14 protein-coding genes are annotated in these 21,189 nt (G+C 42.5%); 8 read left to right on the top strand and 6 right to left on the bottom strand.

Translation table 11 applies throughout. The annotated features are described in order from the left end of the window. The first annotated feature begins 26 nt into the window (after positions 1–26). The 4 genes from IKW96_RS12585 to IKW96_RS12600 all read left to right on the top strand — a co-directional run bounded on the left by IKW96_RS12585 (position 27) and on the right by IKW96_RS12600 (position 9,239). Complete coding sequence (locus tag IKW96_RS12585) at positions 27–326, top strand: TnpV protein (protein WP_296575472.1); 300 nt, start codon at positions 27–29, stop codon at positions 324–326. Beyond that, positions 254–7,144, top strand: coding sequence for a helicase-related protein (locus IKW96_RS12590; RefSeq protein ID WP_296575431.1), 6,891 nt, complete (start codon positions 254–256; stop codon positions 7,142–7,144). Before IKW96_RS12585 ends, IKW96_RS12590 begins: the two co-directional genes overlap by 73 nt. Positions 7,145–7,501: 357 nt before the next feature. Continuing rightward, positions 7,502–8,056 carry a sigma-70 family RNA polymerase sigma factor gene (locus IKW96_RS12595; RefSeq protein ID WP_296575434.1) on the top strand — a complete coding sequence of 185 codons (555 nt, stop codon included), beginning with the start codon at positions 7,502–7,504 and terminating at the stop codon, positions 8,054–8,056. A gap of 13 nt (positions 8,057–8,069) precedes the next feature. Further along, on the top strand, positions 8,070–9,239 hold the full coding sequence (locus IKW96_RS12600; protein ID WP_296575437.1) for a hypothetical protein: 1,170 nt from the start codon (positions 8,070–8,072) through the stop codon (positions 9,237–9,239). Positions 9,240–9,696: 457 nt separating this feature from the next. On the opposite strand, the gene IKW96_RS12605 is transcribed toward IKW96_RS12600, so the two are convergent. From IKW96_RS12605 to IKW96_RS12620, 4 genes are all read right to left on the bottom strand, one after another. Beyond that, the gene (locus IKW96_RS12605; protein WP_296575440.1) at positions 9,697–10,818 is read right to left on the bottom strand and encodes a hypothetical protein; all 1,122 of its coding nucleotides are present in this window, start codon (positions 10,816–10,818) and stop codon (positions 9,697–9,699) included. Positions 10,819–10,840: 22 nt separating this feature from the next. Beyond that, positions 10,841–11,638 carry a hypothetical protein gene (locus IKW96_RS12610; RefSeq protein WP_296575443.1) on the bottom strand — a complete coding sequence of 266 codons (798 nt, stop codon included), beginning with the start codon at positions 11,636–11,638 and terminating at the stop codon, positions 10,841–10,843. After that, positions 11,625–12,179 (bottom strand): RNA polymerase sigma factor, encoded by a 555-nt coding sequence (locus tag IKW96_RS12615; protein WP_296575446.1) that lies wholly within the window; start codon positions 12,177–12,179, stop codon positions 11,625–11,627. Before IKW96_RS12615 ends, IKW96_RS12610 begins: the two co-directional genes overlap by 14 nt. Positions 12,180–12,342: 163 nt before the next feature. Continuing rightward, positions 12,343–14,412, bottom strand: a complete 2,070-nt coding sequence (locus tag IKW96_RS12620) for a CotH kinase family protein (RefSeq protein WP_296575449.1) — start codon at positions 14,410–14,412, stop codon at positions 12,343–12,345. A 351-nt stretch (positions 14,413–14,763) separates the two neighbouring features. Between IKW96_RS12620 and IKW96_RS12625 the strand changes: the two genes are divergently transcribed. From IKW96_RS12625 to IKW96_RS12640, 4 genes are all read left to right on the top strand, one after another. Then, positions 14,764–15,159 (top strand): IS66 family insertion sequence element accessory protein TnpB, encoded by a 396-nt coding sequence (locus IKW96_RS12625; protein ID WP_296575452.1) that lies wholly within the window; start codon positions 14,764–14,766, stop codon positions 15,157–15,159. Further along, entirely contained in the window at positions 15,153–15,509 is a 357-nt protein-coding gene (gene tnpB, locus IKW96_RS12630) for an IS66 family insertion sequence element accessory protein TnpB (protein WP_024860030.1), read from the top strand. Before IKW96_RS12625 ends, tnpB begins: the two co-directional genes overlap by 7 nt. Before the next feature lie 141 nt (positions 15,510–15,650). Further along, positions 15,651–17,291: an IS66 family transposase gene (locus tag IKW96_RS12635; RefSeq protein ID WP_296575461.1), complete on the top strand. Its 1,641-nt coding sequence runs from the start codon at positions 15,651–15,653 to the stop codon at positions 17,289–17,291. A 181-nt stretch (positions 17,292–17,472) separates the two neighbouring features. After that, positions 17,473–18,516 (top strand): hypothetical protein, encoded by a 1,044-nt coding sequence (locus IKW96_RS12640; RefSeq protein ID WP_296575464.1) that lies wholly within the window; start codon positions 17,473–17,475, stop codon positions 18,514–18,516. A 100-nt stretch (positions 18,517–18,616) separates the two neighbouring features. Here IKW96_RS12640 and IKW96_RS12645 read toward each other — a convergent pair whose 3' ends face one another. Further along, positions 18,617–20,020 (bottom strand): extracellular solute-binding protein, encoded by a 1,404-nt coding sequence (locus IKW96_RS12645; protein ID WP_296575467.1) that lies wholly within the window; start codon positions 20,018–20,020, stop codon positions 18,617–18,619. Further along, on the bottom strand, positions 20,017–21,189 hold a 1,173-nt coding region (locus IKW96_RS12650), incomplete at its 5' end, for a hypothetical protein (RefSeq protein ID WP_296575469.1). The genes IKW96_RS12645 and IKW96_RS12650, both read right to left, overlap by 4 nt.

The following is a 21,189-nucleotide window of genomic DNA, read 5'->3' on the forward strand; positions in this document are numbered from 1 at the left end:
AAGCAACACAGACTTATCTGCCGGATATGACGACGGAAGAACAGAAAGAGATCGGCAAGTACGGACTTCTCAGGAGAACCTTTCTGAAGGAGAAGAAGAACTGGGAGTATCAGGCAATGCTGATAGAGGGTACTCTGAACTTTCATCTGGCGGAGATAGACGAAACAGCGCAGAAGAGACTCGACCTGATGCTCCCGAAGATGATGAAAGAAGCAGGGGCTACGGAGGTGCTGAAAGCGAAAGACCAGATGGCATGGGTTGGATTAGTGAACAACCTGAAAGCGTCGATAGAGGAACAGCTCCTGAGCGAACTGATCTACATTTAACAGATAATACAGAACACGAAGCAGTATCGGAAGATAATTCTGATACTGCTTTTTCTGTTCTTGAAGAAGCCAAAAGCCGTATAAGCGAATATATTGACAAGGAATTCGGAAACGAAGCCGATTTCTCGGACCTTTCAAATGTATCGCTTGCATTTACTACTGATGAAGACAGTTTTACACCGATAGAAGTGTATGCTGACCTCGTGGAATACAGGATAGTCACCTTATATGATGATAAGATAGTATCCGAAAAGAAGTATGACAGCCTTGAAGATATGCTCGGACCTCTCGGTAATCTGGAATTTGACGAACTTGTAGCTCTTTCAGATGAAGAAAAAACCTTTATTCTTGAAGAAGCGGGATCTGTTCTTCCCGCAGATGTGTTCACAGAACAGGAAATGCTCGGCATTATCCGCAAATACGACCATATCAGGACTTCAAAGCAGGCAGTTCTTGAATTTTTCCTTGAAAATGATGACGCAGCTGAAAGAGCTGCTTACTTTAAATCAGTCTATAACGATGATTATACCGAATTCAGCGTTGGTTCTGAAAGATATGGCTACAAGACGCAGGACGAGGGACTTCTTATCTATAAGGGAAGCTTTCTTTCAAGTGACCAAAAGCAGACTATCAGCTGGAACAGAGTTCAGGAGCTGACAGCAAAGCTTATTGATGAGCACGAATTCCTTGATATTTCGGACACTTTTGATATTGAACCTGACATTGAAGAGACAGGCGGCTATGATGAACCGCAGCAGCTTTCTCTTTTCGGTGATATGGATATTCCCGAAATACCGACTGACAATTATTCGTCTGAAACAGCCATATCACAGGATATGATAGACTATGTACTCCGTGCAGGCGGCATTGAACCTCACATCCTTGAAAGAGTAGTATCGCAGTTCCAGAAAAACAAGGGTATAGAAAGTAATTCTGCCTTTCTCAGCAAAGAGTTCGGCACAAACGGCTGCGGATTTGAATATAACAGCCCTGACGGTCTGAAAAAGACAAAGATCGCAGCATGGTATGACAAAGACGGTATCACTCTCGGTATCGGCAATACTGCACACAACCGCAATTCATCAGTATCATTAACATGGGAACAGGCTTCGGAACGTATCGATGAAATGCTTTCCGACGGCAGATTCACAACTCAGGATATCATAGATAACGCTGAACCTTTCACAAGAAAGGAACTCGCAGACAAGCTATGGTATCTTCATCAGGATGTTGAAGTCGAGTATTTTATCCCTGATTACTTCTTCGACGGCGGATTCCCTGAGAGTACAATGAAAATAGCCGAAGCACTTCAAGGCGAAAAGCCTGTACAGGAGTGCATTGACGGTCTGACCGACCTTATTGAGCAGTATGAAGCTGACAGGGACGTTCTGCGTTTCCATTTTCATAAAATGCCCGAAATGCTTGAAGAACTGAAGGACTTACAGCGTGAAAGGATTGTTTTCAGAGCTGAACCATCATTCATGGTCGAGCATAAGTATTTTATTACTGATGACGAAAAGGATAATTTTATCCTGTCAGGAAGCGGTGTTGAAGGCGGAAAGTTCCGTATCAGCGATTTTTTCAGTACCCCACACAGCACAGATGAAAAGATAAAATTCCTGAAAAAAGAGTACGGTACAGGCGGCAGAGGCGATTCCGGTTATAATGAATGGCACGACGCTAAGGGAGTTGTGCTGCAAAAGGGCGGTTACGGTGATTCGCAAGCAAGAGTTAAAATGACATGGAACGAGGTATCTGACCGTATCACAAAGCTCATCTCACAGAAAAGATATATCACAGATGAAGATATATCAGAAAAGAACAGGCTTGAACGTATCCTGAATGAAGATAACGAAATAGAAGAAGCAGCGGAAACAGCTCTCAAACCTCCCAAAGCTGCAAATATCGCTGATATTCCTCAGCTCACGGGAGAAAAGCATGATTACAGGATAACTGATGATGATCTCGGCAGCGGCGGTGCTAAAACAAAGTTTAAGGCGAATATTGAAGCAATAAAGCTTCTTAATACCCTTGAATCAGAAAACAGGTATGCAACACCTGAGGAACAGGAGGTGCTTTCAAAGTACGTCGGCTGGGGCGGAATGCCGCAAACTTTTGACGAAAACAATTCTTCATGGTCAGCGGAATACAAGGAGCTGCGCTCTCTGCTTTCTTCTGAGGAATATGAAAATGCAAAAGCTTCTACTCTCACAGCCTTCTACACTTCTCCTGCGGTGATCTCGGCAATTTACGAAGGACTTGAAAATCTCGGTTTCAGGGAAGGAAACGTGCTTGAGCCTGCAATGGGCGTCGGCAACTTCTTCGGAATGATGCCCGATGAAATGCGTAAAAGCCGACTTTACGGAGTTGAACTTGACAGCATATCGGGAAAGATAGCAAAGCAGCTGTACCAGACTGCCGATATTCAGGTTACAGGATTTGAAAAAACTCAGTTTCCTGATAATTTCTTTGATGTAGCTGTCGGAAACGTACCTTTCGGACAGTACAAGCTCTCAGAAAAGCGTTATGACAAGCTTAATCTGAATATTCACGATCATTTCTTTGCCAAGAGCCTTGATAAGGTCCGTGCAGGCGGAGTTATAGCCTTCGTAACCTCAAAGGGTACACTTGATAAGGCAAATCCGAGTTTCAGGAAGTATCTTGCACAGAGAGCGGAGCTGATAGGAGCTATACGCCTTCCGAACAATGCTTTCAAAGATAACGCAGGTACAGAGGTCACTTCGGATATCATCTTTCTCCAGAAACGTGATAAAATGCTTGATATCGAGCCTGACTGGGTACATCTCGGTACAACTGCCGACGGTGTTCCTGTAAACAGGTATTTTGAAGAGCATCCTGAAATGATACTTGGCGAAATGAAGCAGGGCATGGAATTCTCACTTTATGGTAATTCGGAAGAAACAGCCTGTGTTCCAATTGAGGGAGCTGTACTGAAAGATCAGCTGAAAGAAGCTGTCCGCAATATACAGGGCAATATTCCTGAAATTGAACGTGACGAAGATGAAAAGGAAGAAAAAAGCATTCCGGCAGACGCGGATGTTAAGAACTTCTCATATACAGTGATCGACGATAATATCTATTACCGTGAAAACAGCCGTATGTTCCTGAAAGAAGATATGCCTAAGGTAACGGCGGAACGTATCAAAGGTATGGTAGAGCTCAGAGACTGCGTAAGAACGCTTATCGACTATCAGCTTAATGAATACAGCGACTATGATATCAGAACTCAGCAAAGACAGCTCAACGACTTGTATGACAGTTTTACCAGGAAATACGGTCTTATCAATTCCAGAGGCAATGCAAATGCATTTTCAGAGGACAGTTCCTATTATCTGCTTTCCTCCCTCGAAATACTGAATGAAAACGGCGAGCTTGAAAGAAAAGCCGATATGTTCAGCAAGAGGACTATCAAGCAGAAAACAGAGGTAAACAGCGTTGATACTGCGTCAGAGGCACTGGCTGTATCTATTTCAGAAAAGGCTGCGGTGGATATGCCGCTTATGGAACAGCTTACAGGCAAGACAGAAGAAGAGCTGTATAACGACCTTAAAGGCGTTATATTCCTGAATCCTCTGCATAATGCAGATAACGGCGTCAGTGCAAAGTATCTCACAGCAGACGAATACCTTTCCGGCAATATACGGGAAAAGCTTGATATTGCAAAGCGTACAGCCGAGCTATATCCTGAGGATTACAGCATAAACGTGGAAGCTCTGACAAATGCCATGCCGAAACCTCTTGAAGCCAGTGAAATAGATGTAAGGCTGGGTGCAACATGGCTCGATACTGATACGATCAAGCAGTTTATCTGTGAAACGCTTCAGGTGTCGAGATATATGCAGAATATGTTCGACGTTCATTTCTCGAAATTCACATCTGAATGGCAGATAGAAGGCAAGAACGCAGATCGTTCCAATGTAATGGCTAACGTAACTTTCGGTACAGGCAGGAAAAACGCATATTCGATAATCGAGGATACGCTTAATCTCCGCGATACAAGAGTATATGACCGAGTTGAACAGCCTGACGGAAAAGTGACCTCTGTTCTTAATAAGAAAGAGACCATGATAGCACAGGAGAAACAGGAGGCAATAAAAAATGCGTTCAGGGAATGGATATTCAAAGATCCTGACCGACGCGAAATGCTCGTAAACAAGTACAACACCCTTTTCAACAGCTCCAGACCGCGTGAATACGACGGCAGTCACATCACATTTTCAGGCATGACTCCCGAAATACAGCTCCGTTCGCATCAGCTTAATGCCATTGCTCATGTAATGTACGGCGGAAACACGCTTCTTGCACATCAGGTCGGTGCAGGCAAGAGCTTTGAGATGATAGCTTCTGCTATGGAAAGCAAACGTCTCGGGCTCTGCACAAAATCTCTGTTTGTCGTACCGAATCACCTGACAGAGCAGATGGGAGCTGAGTTTCTCAGACTTTATCCTGCGGCAAATATACTTGTCGCTACAAAGAAGGACTTTGAAGCAAAAAACAGGAAAAAGCTGTGTTCCAGAATAGCTACAGGCGACTATGACGCAGTTATTATAGGACATTCGCAGCTTGAAAAGATACCTGTTTCCGCGGAACGTCAGGAAAGGATAATACGAAATCAGATAAGAGAGATAACTGACGGAATAGAAGAACTCAGCAGAAAACGCGGCGATAATTTTAGTATTAAGCAGCTTGAAAAGACAAAGAAGAACCTCGAAGCAAAGCTTGACAAGCTTGTAAATTCAACGGACAGGGACGACGTTGTTACCTTTGAAGAGCTCGGCATTGACAAAATGTTCGTGGACGAGGCGCATTCCTTCAAGAATCTCTTTCTCTATACGAAAATGCGTAACGTAGCCGGTATACAGCAGACGGAAGCTCAGAAATCAGCAGACCTGTATATGAAGTGTCAGTATCTTGACGAGCTTACAGGCGGAAAAGGCTGCACTTTCGCAACGGGAACTCCGATATCGAACTCCATGACAGAACTTTACACGATGATGCGTTATCTTCAGGCTGACAAGCTGAAAGAAATGGGAATGCAGAATTTTGACGCATGGGCTGCAAACTTCGGTGAAGCTGTTACAGCTATTGAGCTTGCACCCGAAGGCACGGGATACAGAGCCAAAACGAGATTTTCAAGGTTCTTCAACCTTCCTGAGCTCATAAATGTGTTCAAGGAATGTGCGGATATAAAGACAGCGGATATGCTAAATCTGCCTGTTCCTGAGGCTGAATTCCACAATGTAGTCGTAAAACCGTCAGATATCCAGAAGGAAATGGTCGAAGGCCTTTCAGAAAGAGCAAGGCTTATACACGAAAAGGCTGTAGCTCCCGAAGAAGATAATATGCTCAAGGTGACGAATGACGGACGAAAGATAGGTCTTGACCAGCGACTTATTGATCCGCTTCTGCCTGACGAGCCTGATTCAAAGGTAAACGCCTGTGTAGCAAACGTGCTTGATATCTATCAAAAGCACGATGACACAAAGGCAACACAGCTTATTTTCTGCGACTTCTCCACACCGAAAAATGACGGTTCTTTCAATCTTTATAACGATATACGGAACAAACTTGTAGCAAACGGCGTTCCGAAGGAGGAAGTCGTTTTCATTCATGAAGCTGACAGTGAAGCAAAGAAAAAGGAACTTTTCTCGAAAGTTCGTAAAGGACAGGTCAGAGTCCTTATAGGGTCTACCGCGAAATGCGGTGCAGGAACCAACATTCAGGACAAGCTTATCGCACTTCATCACCTGGATTGCCCCTGGCGTCCAAGTGACCTGGAGCAGCGCGAAGGTCGAATCATACGTCAGGGCAATGAAAACAGCAAGGTCGAGGTATTCAGATATATGACAGAATCCACATTTGACGCTTATCTTTACCAGACAATTGAGAACAAGCAGCGTTTTATCTCACAGATAATGTCAAGTAAATCGCCTGTCAGAAGCTGTGAGGATGTTGATGAAGCAACTCTTTCCTATGCGGAAGTAAAGGCTCTCTGTGCCGGAAATCCGCTTATAAAGGAAAAGATGGACCTTGATGTGGCAGTAACGAAACTGAAAGTATCAAAGGCAAACCACACATCACAGCAGTATAACCTTGAAGATAGTGTAAGAAAGCATTTCCCTGAAAGGATTGCTAAGACTGAACAGCGTATTGTCGGGCTTGAACACGACCTTGCACACATGAAAGCACAGCCTGCGGTAACGGAAGGCATTTCACCTATGACAGTCATGAATATGACGTATACCGATAAGGAAGAAGCAGGAAAAGCAATTCTGCTTGCCTGCAAGAGCGTCAAAGCAAAGGAAAGCATTGATATCGGCTCATACAAAGGATTCGATATGTCTCTCAGCTATGACAGCTTCACTCAGGAATTCCACCTTGTTCTACAGCGTGAAATGACCTATACCATCACTCTCGGAACTTCCGAAACAGGTAATATCCTTCGTATTGATAATGCTCTCGACAGTATTGAAAAGCGCCTTGAAAACAGCAAGGAACAGCTCGCTACGCTGAACGAACAGCTTGAAACAGCCAAATCAGAGCTTGGTAAGCCTTTCCCTCAGGAGGAAGAACTCCAGTGCAAACTTGCAAGGCTTGCTGAACTGAACGCTATTCTCGACATTGACGGAAACGGTGTTGAAAATGCTGAGATCGCTGCGGAGAAAAAGCCTTTGCTTGTTGGCAAAGTATCTGATAAAAAGCCCTCAATACTGGACAAAATACGAAATTTACAGAAAATCCAGTCAGATAAAAGTGATATCATCGTAAGCAAAAACAAAACAAATGAGATATGTTAAGGAAAGCTCCTCTTGCCATGTAAAAGTGGCAGGAGGAGCTTTTTTCTTGTTTATAGCTAGCTGAAAGATAACGCCTCTGTTGGTTAAGTTTCTGTGGAAACAATGTATTTTTATTAGAGTAATCAAAAGAACAAAAGAATTATAATAATTAAAGGCAGTTTTGAGATTATCTCTTAACTGCCTTTATAACTTCTCAATATAGTTGAAATCAGATGCTTAGATGTATAGTTAGATGCTGTAAAAAAGTTTCAAAAAAATCCAATTATTTTCTAAAAAAGTGCAACACTTTTCAGATTTTGCCGTTTATGGTATAATGAAAGCACCCAACACGTGTTAATGCTTGAAAGGAGGGAGAGCATGACAGACAGTGAGATATGCCGTTTGTTACAAGAATCTCCCGACAAGGGTTACAGAGCTTTATTCGACGAGTACCACGGCTATGTATATACGATAGTTTTCAGTGTTCTGAAGAACTTCAGCAGCAGAGATGTTGAAGAATGTACCACTGACGTTCTGAGCGATGTTGCATTGTCTTTTGATGCCGCTCATAACGCTGTGATAAAACCATATATTGCTGCTGCGGCAAGAAACCGTGCTATTGACAGATACCACAGACTATCCAATGACAATAAGGTTATCTCCTTTGATGATGAAGTTACAAAGCATATCAGCTCCGATGAAGATACGGAAGCTGATGTCGAAAGTGCTGAGATAGCAAAACTTCTTCTTGAAAATATCAAAATGCTTGGCAAACCAAATTCAGATATAATCATACAAAAGTATTATTTTGGAAGAAATTCATTTGAAATTGCCAAGATACTGAAAATGAATCCTGTAACTGTCAGAAGTAGTCTAAGGCGTTCAATAAAAAAGCTGAAAAAATTCTTGTCAGATATGGATATTACTATATAAAGGAGGTTTTATCATGAAACGTGATATAAAGGAAATCTTAGGCTCCGCAGATGCGAATAAAATTGCTGAAGATTACAAAGCGGTAGACAGCAAAACAAGTCGTCGGATGTTCAGCAGTTACCTGAAAAAAGTAGGAACCGCGAACAATCAGTTCAGCGAAACAGCTGAATATTCTGAGATATATAAAGTTGAAAAGGCAAATATATTTAGGCGTATTGCCGCTCTTGCTGCATATGGTGCTGCATTTGTACTTTTAATAGGTGCAACAGTAGGTATTATTAAAATGAAAGGTCCTAAAAATAATAAGCTAAATCCATCACCTCAGCCTGAGATATTTGCTACGGAATCGCAAACAGAAACAGATAATAATAGTTCAGTAAATCCTACAGATAAAAAAGACGAAAAGATAGATAAGGAAAAGACAACTTCTCATTCAGCAAGTAGTGTTACAAAAACAGATAAAGATAATAATAGTCTGAATACCGACACCGCTTTAAATGAATCCGAAGCAAATAACTCATCAGAGACAAAAACAAATAATAATTCTGACAAAAACGATGATCAGACAACGACCAACGCTCCTGAAAAAGTTGAAAAACCTACTTCAGAGTACATGGATGATAATATGACTGAAATTGTAAGAAAGCAAGTTGAGCTTACAGATAAGCTGAATAGCCTTAATTACATCGATGCCTGTGTTGAAGCTGAACCCGAATATTATTTTACATCCAGAGACGGTAAGGAGTACAAGCTCAGTTTGTCTTTAAATTTTGTTCAAAGAAATGATGCAAACCTACAAGCATCACTGACACCGGAAATTACTGAAATCATAAAATTCTTCATAAGCCAGAGAGCTGTACTCGTTCCCCATGAACAATATAATATGCTGATCGGACAAGGAACTGTAAATGAAACACCAACAGCTACAAATGTGTTCAATATGCTCGATAGCCTGAATTATAACGCAATAAGCTGTGACGGACTTCCTACACACAAGTTGACATCTCCGAATGGAATCGTTTACTATCTTCATCTTGACGAAAACGCATCCTATTCTTATGTATGGCGCAGACCAAGCCTGATCGCTGAGGCGGATAATGAAGCTCCGCTCACACAGGAAGTCATTGATACGATATATCAGAATTGGGATAAGCTCAATATAGTAGAATATCACGGAATATAGTTGGTCAATTCAATAACACGGCACAGAGAAGGCTCTCTGTGCCGTCTTTCTCTTTCAGCGGATAACTGTCAAGTAAACAATGTACAGAAAAGCTCACAGTTGCGGAGCTTTCTTATTTTCATATGCATAGAATGGTTGGCGCTTACGAAGCTCGACATTTTTATTTAAAACTTTTGTTATTATAGCAGACAGAAAAGGAAATGTCAATCATAAACAGCAGAGGGCATTATGCTTAGATCTTGCATAATGCCCTCATGGTATATCGAATTTGGAACTGCTTGGGATTGGGGTTACCTAATGGCTATTTGACATTATATGTCATCATTCTAAAAAGTCAATCCTTATTATTATTTTTGAGAAAAACTGAAAATCCTGACCTGTAGGTTTATGTGGAAAACTATCTCCTTAAAACAGACAAGGCATGGAGAGCATTCTCCGAACCGCCAGCAATATTCAATTAGCCATTGATAAGTTTGCGTCTTGACATCACAAGGTCAAATACGTCTATCCTGTCGTCATTAATAAGATCAGAAGCTATAGCTTCGCGTTCAGACATCGTATCGGCAGTCAGTATACACCTCTGGAGCTTTATCACATCTGCAATGCCAAACTCACCATCATCATTCGAGTCACCTTCAAGGCAGATGTATTCCTTGTTATGGATTGTGCCATCTGGATCGGCTGAAAGGTCAGTCTGTACTGTAACCTCTACAACATCTTGCCAGTAATAGTTTTCTTCCATGTAGGCTTTCAACTTATCAGCATCTTCCTGAGAACGCACATATATCTCAACGCAGGAATACGGTACTTTGGGGTAATCCAATTCGCCCTTTGTTGTCAGATATACATTTGAGAGAATACCATTATCAGTCAGGTATTTTTTCAGAGTAATGTATTCGCCTGCAACGATAGTATTGACTTCTTCATAGCTTCTTTGTCCGCCATCAGGAACACGATAATCCGCTTCAGGAGCGACAATAACACTAATGAGATTCTCATTAATAGCGTTCTCTTTCATGAACTGCTTGATTTCGTATTCAACTACATAAGATTGTGCATAGCACTCGATAGCGTGCTTGCCCCAATAAAGAGAAGCATAAGCAGAGTTATCAATATAGCCTTTTTCATAAAGATAGGTGTTAAGCGTCTGCAATGTTGTAACAAGTGTTTCAAGTTCTTCATTAGTAACAGGAGTATCGACTGTATATCCATCAGGAATCATATCTTCAAAGCTTTCTATCCTGTAACCAATAAGGCTTTCGTCAAGCTCCTTTTCCTTTACAAATGCCTTGACTGTAGCAAGAATCTCCTCGTTATCGGCTACAACGATTATTTTCTTGTTCTTATCCAGCTCAATAAAGGCATCCATAGTTCGTGTATTTGTTTCCTTGTCCCAAAGGTAGGGAGTGATGGTATCCCAGATATATGCTATATCTTCGGGAAGTATAAGCGTCTGCTCGATTACCTTATCCCTTTTTCCCGTTTCAGCTCCGCTTGCAAGTGCCATACTTGGTGCAGATACCGATGTGACACAGCACATTATTGCTGCAAGTGCAGCGATCATTTTTGTTTTTTTCATAACATTCACACCTTCTCATTTTTCAGTCTGACGGCTCATCGTCATTATTTGACTCATTTAAAGTGTATAAGTAATAATTCTCATCATCTTCAAACTTTATTGCAATTGTTTTGGCTTCATCATCTCCTTTTATTCTATATGCTTCTGTTTCACAATGATAGTAGATCAACTCATACCAGTCATAACCACTCATATATGCTTGGCTTATATATTCACCCACTTCATTTGCAGAGACTTCTTTTTCAGCGGTTGAGTATGATAAAGTTGGCTCTCCAAACTCCGCATAAAAATACTGCTGATTGATCGTCATCTCATCCCAGTGCAGATATATGTGATTATCAGTACACCCTGACTGATCGCCATCTAAGGTTGTAGGCTGTTCCGTAGGTGGAATGGAAACTGTTTCTGATGCTTGCTCTGTTTCCGTAGGATTTATCGTTTCAATATTCGCATTTGTGGAAGATGCTTCCTGAGATGTACTTGTTGCCGGTTCGTTAGATGTGACATTTTGTGTAGGCGTTTGTTCAGTAGGTTTCTGAGTTGACTTATTCTCAGTATTATCCATAGTAGAAGATTCTTTCTCCGTTGCAGGAACAGATTCTGTAGTGGCTTCAACAGTCGGAGAGATGCTTTCTATTTCAGGCATTTTATTGATATGTTTCCAAAAGCCGAAGCCGAGGATCAACGCAACGCAGAAGCTCGACACAGCAGGAACACATTTCCTGAACATGGCTTGCTGCCGCTGTTTCTTTTTCAGATGTTCGTCACGTGCTTCAAGCACGCACCTCGTCATCTCCTTATATCCTTTATAGCTCTTCATAATTAAACCCTTCCTTTTCAAGTTCCGATTTCAGTGACTTCTTTGCGTTGTAGAGGAGGTTTTCAATTTGCTTTCTGGATTTTTTCATGATCTTAGCAGCTTCAGCATAGCTGAAACCTTCAAAATAGGTAAGATATACTACTTGCTGATACTCTCTTTTCAATCTGCGGATTGCCCTGCGAACAGTGATTTTTTGTTCTTCTTTCAGATAATCGCGCTCCAAATCAGCCTCAGCAGCCAATTTTTCACATTCGTCAATCAGAACAGCACTGTCGTTCTTATGCTTTCGCATATAATATAGAGCTGTATTCCTGCCTATCGTATATAACCATGTCTTAAAGGAACTTTCACCACGGTATTTCGGCTTTTTTATTGCCAGTGTGATAAAGGTGTCCTGAACGCAATCCTCTGCAACGCTAAAGTCATTCAGATAACTGTTAAGGTATAGTACAAGTCCGTCCTTATAATCTCGGATCAACTCTTCCATACCATAATCATCACCATCAAGGAAACGGCGGTAGCTACTTGCACCGTTATCCATTGGGTACTCCTTTCGGGGGATATGTTTTTGCTCTTCTACTTATTAGATGCTTTTAGAATATAAAAACCCTAAGTTAAAAAATAATTTTTTCTATTATATCATCAAAATACATTTTTATCAATATTTTCGCCCAAAAACGGTAGTGAAAGAATAGTTTTATACTTTATCTGTAAAGAAGTTCCCGCTTCATCAGACACAGATCAAATACATCTAATCGGTTATCCTTACATAAATCGGCAGCCTGCCATTGTGACAGGTGTGTATCGGGTACGGCAAGAAGCCATTTCTGTAATAATACAACATCGGCTATATCCAAAACGCTGTCACCATTCACATCGCCCTTAACATAAGTATATGGTTTCCACAAATCACCAAGCCAGTTTTTACGCTGATTAATGTATTTTCGGACAATATCAACTGAATCCATAAATGTTACACCACTTGATGAACCGAATACACAGTAAGAAGCACCGCCGTAGGTATGCCACCGAGCATTGCTCATTTCTGCCGAGGTCTGGATGCTCTCAGCCATTTGCGTGAGATATGGCTTCTCACCTTCGGTCAGTGATTGCAGGAAAGGCTCAAATCGTTCAAAATATAGCTCTGCAATACGCTTTACAAAGTTCTCATTTTGATATAGCTGTCCTATCCAGCTTCTGCCAACAGTCGGGCGACCGCTTCCCGATGAAGATGTTTTACCGCCGTCCTCATATCCGTGTATGGGGAAATAGACGGCAAACAGATTATCAGGCTTGTAGGAATATCCACTATTGCCGTCTGAATTGACACGCTGAGTAGGAAAATTGTTATATGCCAAATCAAAATCCCAAGCAGGGCTGAAATGCAGCTTGCCGTCACCAGTGAGGTCAGAATCCTTCCACATATAAAAGCTGGAATATGTTGCATCAATATTTTCGCTGATCTCCTGCACAAGATAGGCTATGATAAGTGAATCCTCGTCAAGATACTCAGTATAATGCTTTCCTTTGGCGTTATATCCCGTATCGGAGTAAATCGCATCTTCCATATCCTGAACGAAGGAACGGATATACTCGACCTGTTCCTTTGAAGCATATTCCGGTCCGTCTATTCCGATTGCCTGTCCTCTTGAGGTTACAAATCCACTCTGGCACTTGTGTCCGTATCTGTTCCATTGCTGAAACTGCAAGAGATAGCCGCCTGTTATATCATCGGGATTATTTGGTATATCATAGTATTTATAGCTGTTTTCCTTATATTCGCCCGCGCTGTCAGCACCAATGAACTTTTGTGCATACTCATCGAGATCACGGCTGTTCAGCTTCTCCGTCACTTCTTCAAGATCACGGATATTGATACGATTTTTCTGTATCTGTACCCGTTCATAGAGCTGATAAGTGCCACGATAAGAACCGTCAGCATAGAGATCAACAAAAACAGAATCCATAACACATTCCATTCCTGCTGCCTTGCACATTTCTTCTGTCAGCTTATTCCTGAGCATAGAGTGATCGAGATAATTCGCCAGTAAAGTCCATTTCTTCGCCTTTCCCATACCATAAAGGTTTTCTTTTTGTGGGAGTTTCAGATTATATGGCTTCTTCTTGCTGTAATCCCATGATGAATTACCGTGAGCAGTAAGTTTCTCATAAGCTCCACTATACTCAGTGCTACCGTCAGCATTCAGCATGATAGTTGTTCCTGTTTCGGTAATATTGCGGTTTTTATCAAGTGCATCTGTTCCGCCGTGTGAAGTTGAGAGATAGATACAGCCGATATTGGACTGCATTATTTTCAGTTTACCGCAGTCTTTATCTCCGACTGTAATCTGAAAGGTATCATCATCACCGAGCAAAGAAGTCGTTTCTCCCGATTTAACAGGCTGCCCGTTGAGATATATCGTATCATCGGCAGAATATGTGATAACAAGACTATCACGGTCAGCAGTTACGGGAAGAAATATATAGCGGCAATCATCCCATTCGCTGTACCACCAATCCGTATAATCAAGGTCTGTCACTATATTGGGAGACAGGTTGCTCACTTCAAAAGAAGAAACAGGAATATCGCTGTATAATAACGCATCTGCTCCCGAAAGCTCGTTGCTTTCCTCATTTGCTCCGTCAAGCTCTATCAGGTCTTTTATTCTGTCATCAGGGTTATTTTCGGCGGCATGGGTGATAATCGCTGTTTGAGATAATAAGGATAAAAACGCAGTAATTACTACGATTAAACTTATCCGTGTTTTTTTCATATTTAACACCTCCTAATATAATTGGGTTCTATATATTAGATGCAAATTCTTTAACAAAACACTAAGTTGAAAGTATAAAAAATAGCTTCGCATTCTATATCAAAATGTGAAACTATTACTTATCAAATTTGGTTCTGCTTTTTGTGTGGGGTTACTTAGCGGCTATTTGACATTTGTTCTACCCTCAGTATAGCAATTAATTAGTCCCATTCAATATTTGTGTCCTAAACAGCAGATTTTTGTCCTAAATCGCAGATTTTTGGTAAGCGCCAACCATTCCCAGCACTTCCGTAGCAGTAGATAAAATGCTAAAATAGCTCCAGAGGAAAATATCCGAAGGGAGCTATAAAAATGCCAACAGCAAAAGAAGTACAGAGAGAACTGTGTCGTAGAGAATGGGCAGAGCGGATCGCAGAATGCGAAAGCAGTAATATGTCGGTCAGGGAATGGTGTGCAGCGAATGGGGTGAATGTAAACACATACTATGGACGTGTCGCTTCGCTGAAAAAGGATACAGCTAAAACTAAAAAAACGTCTACGCAGGATATTGTTCCTCTGAGCGCAGTAAAAGAAAAGCCTGATGTGCCAAGTGTAGCCAAATCTGAAACTGCTGCAGTTCCAATATGTAAACCTGTTCATGAAAAAGAGAGAGTTATTCTCCGCAAGGAGGGTATCGAGATCGTACTTCCACCTGATATATCTGAGAGTATGATAGTTTTGCTGCTCAGAGGTCTGAAAGAATGCTGAAAAATTTGTCCGCTGATAACATATACATCGTATGCGGTCATACGGATATGCGGAAATCAATCGACGGACTGGCAGCAATAGTACAGCAGCAATATCAGCTTGATCTTTTCAATAACAGTGCTTTCCTTTTCTGCGGACGGCGCAGAGACCGCCTGAAAGTCCTGTTATGGGAGGATGATGGCTTTCTTTTGTTGTATAAGCGGCTTGAAGGCGGTAAATTCAACTGGCCTCGCAGTAAACAGGAAGTCCGTAATCTGACTCATGAACAATATATATGGCTTATGCAGGGATTATCTATAGATCAGCCCAAAGCAATTAAAAAGCTTGAAGGCGGCGTTGATATATGCTGAGTTTTGCACAGCAGATATATACATAAATGTGGAAGATATTTCTCATTTGAAAGGTGCTCTTTTCATTGAAAGACAGAATTTTTTGTGATATAATATAAATATCACAGATGCCTGAAATTCAAGGAAAGGAGCACTTTTTCCATGACTTACGAAGAACTGAAAAATGCATATGAACTGGCATTGCAGAAATGCTCCGAACTTGAAAAGAAAATTGAAGAAAAGGATCTCCGTATCGAGCATCTGACAGAGCTTGTACTGAAACGTAATAAAATGCTGTTCGGACAAAAGAGTGAGAAATCGAAATTTATCAACGATGGTCAGCTTGCTTTTGATGGAGTTTTCAATGAAGCCGAAGCAGAAGCTGATACTTCCGCTTCTGAACCTACAGTTGAAACAATTGCTCCGAAATCTAAGAAAACAGGACAGCATCGTGGCAGAAAAGAAATAAGAGCTGACCTTGAAACTAAAAAAATAGTATATGAATTGCCGCAGGAACAGCAGATATGTGAAGTGTGCGGAGGATCTCTGACCGAATATGCAGAGGAATACATAACTACAAGACTTGCCGTAATACCAGAAAAGGTGTATAAGATAGAGTATTACCGCAAGGTCTACAAATGCATAAACTGCGATAAAAACGGTACAAAGGCTAATATTATCGCAGCTGAAAACAAAACTCCTCTCTGTATTATCAAAAAAGGGCTTCCTGACGCAAGCCTTGTTGCAGATATTATGCAGAGGAAATATCAGCTTGGAGAACCGCTTTACCGTCAGGAGCAATATTGGAAGCTGAGAGGTATTTATCTGAACCGAACATCACTGGCTAATTGGGTAATAAAAGGCGCATCATGGTTTGAACCTGTTATCAACAGGCTCAGATACCATGCTTTCTTTGAACCTGTCCTCAATGCTGATGAAACTCCTACACGGGTATTGAAAAAAGACGGAAAGCCTACCAATAAGAAAGGGCAGATGTGGATAGTATGTACAGGTGCATCTGCTTCAAAAAAGATAGCACTGTATGCGTACCGTGATAGCCGCAGTAAAACAGTTGCCGAGGAGCTGCTGAAAGGATATACAGGTGTGGTTCAGACGGACGGTTTTCAATCATACGGCAGCGGAGATTATGAAAACGCTGGTTGCGCAGCTCATTTTCGCCGTAAATTCTATGATTGTATACCAGAAGGAGATAAAACTTGCCCTTCTGCGCAGATAGTAGCCCTTATTGATAAGGCAGCTGCATATGAAGCCTGTGCGAGAGAAGCCCAATATACTGATAAACAGATATTGACAATGCGACAGGACATAATAAAACCTCTGTTGGATGAGGTTTATGAGATAATAAGCAGTTTAAGACCGAGCAAAGGCTCTGCCCTTGGCACGGCGATTACTTATGCCCTGAATCAGAAAGAAAAACTATATCTGTTTCTGAGCAATCCTAAAGTAGAAATGACCAATAACCTTGCTGAACGAACAGTAAAGCCTTATGTTATCAATCGTAAGAATTTCCTTTTCAGCGATACCGAGAATGGTGCTGCTGCAAGCGCAGCGGTAATGAGTATCATAGAAACAGCAAAAAGGAATAATCTTGATGTTTACGGATATTTGCTCTACTTACTGACCGTTTTGCCTGAATGGGGACTGAATCCAACAAATGAACAGCTTGACTATGTTATGCCGTGGAATCTGGCGTTACCTGCATATTGCAGGCAGATGTATCATGAAATATGTAATGAGAGAGACTTTAACAAGAAAATGTTGAAAAATTTTTCAGGGGGGTAAAATAATAATTATATTTTCAAAATGTTGATTTCTAGGTGTATATATAGTATTATTAAAGTGACAAAGTTTACGTTTACATATAATAAAAAAGGGTGAAATATTGCAGTTGTTTTTTTCGTCTAAGTAGTAAAGGATATTATAACGCCTATTTTTCTAAAAACAAAGGAAAGGAGAGCTAACCATGAAAAAAATCGTTTCGCTAATCATAGGGATGGTTTTATCCATACAATTGGTATCCGCTGTTTCACTCTATACATATGCTGAAAGCGACACTCCATCCCCAAAGATCTTCACAGTCACGCCTTCTGAGATCATCATGACAGAGGGAGAAACGGTCAAGCTTACAATAACTGTCGATCCCGAATTTGCAGATCAATCGACCGTTTATCTGCATTCGTGTGAGTATAAAACAATTGTCTCACATGATGGTACTGTGACTGCATACAGCTGTGGAGAAGACGAAATTATCGTTGAGGTTTTGGTTCCAGACGACAGTTCCGATACAGGAAATCGTTTATATCACCAGGAAGTAAAGATTCAAGTGCAGCCGGATGAAACACTCCCTGCAGAAACCCGTTCCGAATTAGATAGACTGCAAGCAAAGTCACCGATTGGTGATTTTCAGCGCAGAACACTTGAGCTGCTCGGTATTCTGGATGAAAACGCACCTCGCATTACGGCGGAACAAGTCGTTGAAATTCTGCAAAACACCTCAACACCTGAAGAAATGATTGCAAAAATTAACGAGATACACGGATATCCAGATTATATCTGGCGAGGTGATCCTGGCGACTGTGCATACTGGCTGGATGAAAAAGGCAACGATCAGATCGGTATCGTGGGCGGTGCTATGTTCTTCCATACTAAGATATATGATGACGGAACGGTCATGGAAGTTACGGCACTGTATCCACCCGAACTTAGTTCAGAAATGAGTTCTCTATCTCCATTGGATTATTCAGATAACATATATCTTGAATTCAATCAAATCGCTCTTGATTATAATAATCCAGTTAGAGGTGACGTAAACCATGACGGCATATTCAATCTGGCAGATGTTGTCACACTGCAAAGATGGCTGTTAGCTTATCCCAATACGCAGCTTGCCGATTGGAAAGCTGGCAATTTTTGTGATGATGATCGTCTCGACGTGTTTGATCTTTGTTTAATGAGGCGAGAGCTAATTTATGGTAAGCGCAACTATTCTCAAACCATTGTTAATTAAAAAAGCAGCCATTTGGCAGCTACTCTTAGCGGAACAAAAGAACAACCAAACCGAATAGGAAAAGACAGCGGCACCAAGATGATGCCGCTGTCTTGTTTTATCATTGCGTTTCACTTAGATAGAGACCTATACGGTTCTGCAGGATATCCACACATTGTTCAACAGAGCGTTCGCCCTCGAATACGTAGTCGCTCTCTTCCTTGATAATTTGCTCCATATTCCTGTTGACGAACGGGTCTATCTCAAGCTCGTTAAGGAAATCTTCGAGCTGCTTCTTTTGCTCAGCAGAGAGCTTCAGTTCCGTTCCGTCGGGAAGCTCGACCGCTGAATTGATACTTGACATATCTCTGCTTTGTTTACCGGAGTCGTCGAAGGACTGGGAGAACACCTCAGCTCCTTCAAGCTCCAGCAGATTCTTGACCGTGCTTTTCTTGACAGGGATACCATAGGCGTGCAGACTGATATCCGACTGGAAGGTCGAACCGAAAAACAGCCTTGATATCGCTCCCCACGCCTCCTTCTTGTGCTTGGAATTCGTCATTATTGCGAAGCCGCCTGTAACGTCGGTGTAGGTGCCTCTGCCGTTATTGGTCGGATATCCGACAAAGGTCATCGGCTCGTTCTGGAAATTCATCAGCACACTGGATGCATAGAAATAATTGATGCCTTTTATCTCAAGCTGCTTAACGAGGGCGGTGTTGTTGTGTATCTGACCAATATCCGGATTGCCAAAGCGCTTTTCCATCGGCGGCAGTCCTATAAGAAAATCAAGCACGGGAACAAGTGCGCTGTTGAGGTCGCAGGTATGCGCCCTGCAGTCTATGCTGTCCATCATCACTCCGTTGAAGAAGTAATGGCGGATATCGTACTTGGTGTAATTCTCCGCAAGAAAGTCTCCACCGAAGCTGTTGTATGCGTCGATCGCCTGCTGTATCGTCCAGTTTTCGGAATCAGCGCCGACAAGCTCTGTCTTTGCGGCGGCAGTATGCACCGTGAATGCAGGATATATGACGTTTATCTCGCCGTCAATATCTACACTATCGATAACGCTGTCGAGGAAGTCCTCGCGATTCATTCCGACGTCCGAATCCATGAGCGGATAGAGATCGGTGAGGTAGCCGTTCCTACGGAACTTATCAAGCTGGAACGGCGACGCGGATATGACGTCGGGAGCCTTGCCTGCGAGGATATCCATAGAGAGCCTGCTGACCGATGAATCGCCATAGTGGTCGTCCTCGTCAAATTCGTAGTGTATCACCTCGACGTAATACGGACCGTCTCCCGCGTTGAGTTTTTCTATTTCTTCCCACGCGTGCTGCCAGCCTACCCACGTATCATAAGACTCAGCGAGCGCGATAGTGATATGTGTTTTTTCACCATCTGACGTGCTTTGCGAGGACTGAGAAGAACTGTCCGGAGCTACTGACAGTTCGGTCTTGTTTTCGCTGCACGATACAGAGCACGCGAGCATTGCAAGCGAGAGAAAAATAGCTGTCTTCTTCATGATGTCGCCTCCGCTTCGTAGATCATGTGACGGTTTGCGGTAAGTCCGTCGCTGCCGCTTTCAAAGACGTACACGCTGATTTCGGCGATACTGCTGACTTTATGCGGCTCGCTGTAACTGAAAACGTTCGAGAACCTGTGGGCGTAACGCATGCAATTCTCATCCGGGCTTATCACGCCCGTTTGTGCCAGCCAGTTCTCCTCGCTCGTGCCTCCGTCGAATATAACTGTGCCGTCCTTCATCGTGACTATGGGCACGGCGAAAACAGTATCGGGGAGATTCTGCTCAATGTCGAGCGTGAGCGAAAGCGTATCTGCGGTCACTGTGAAGCCGTCCTTGCTGAATGTTGCCGCTCCGTCAATGTCGGAGATGTCTAATTCAGCCGACCACTTGCCCGCCACGATGCTGCTGCACTCCACAAGCCGCGCGTCAACAAAGTCGTGCGTGCGCTTGTCGAAGTCGTTGTCCTTCCAGTACTGCTTCCACTCCTCGACAGTGTGGGAGTCGAGGTCGAAGGCATTGCGCCAGCTCTCCTGCTCGGCGATAAGCGCGCTGTAGATATCCGAAGCGTCATCGGTCGTGATGATGTTTATGAGAGTGATGCCGATCTTGCTGTCGGAAAGCCCCTTTTCTGTGAGATAGAACGTCACATAGTAGGTGCTGGGAGCGTCGCCCTTTGTCAGGCGTGCCGTATTTGCAAGCCCGCTCTGATTCGTAAGTTCCGTGCGCACGCCGTCCTTTATCTTTGTAAAATACGGAACAGCCAGTGCGTTATCGGGAACGGAAATATCATCATTCAGCTTCATTTCCAAAGACAGCATGAGAGTGTTGTTGTCATAGTACATACCAGCCGTCGAGACTGTCATACTGTCGCTGCCTGTGAATACTATACGGCTTTCGGAAATGTTCTGTTCCATGCCGCTGACTTCGCTGTCGTTCATGAGAGGAAGTTCCTCGGAGATATTAGCGTTTGGCTCAGTCCTGTGGAGAATGCTTCTGAAGTGACCGAATCCGTCAGTTGCCGCGGCGACGGTCAGACCTGATACCGCCGTCAGAACAGCGGCTGTGCAGATTATGAAATATTTTGGTTTTATACGCCTTATCGGGCGCTTTTTCTGCACGCCGTCAAGCACGAGCTGTTTGATTCGCTCTGTGTCGCAGGGCTTTTC

The organism is Ruminococcus sp. (genome assembly GCF_017549005.1).
Taxonomy (GTDB): Bacteria; Bacillota; Clostridia; order Oscillospirales; family Ruminococcaceae; genus Ruminococcus.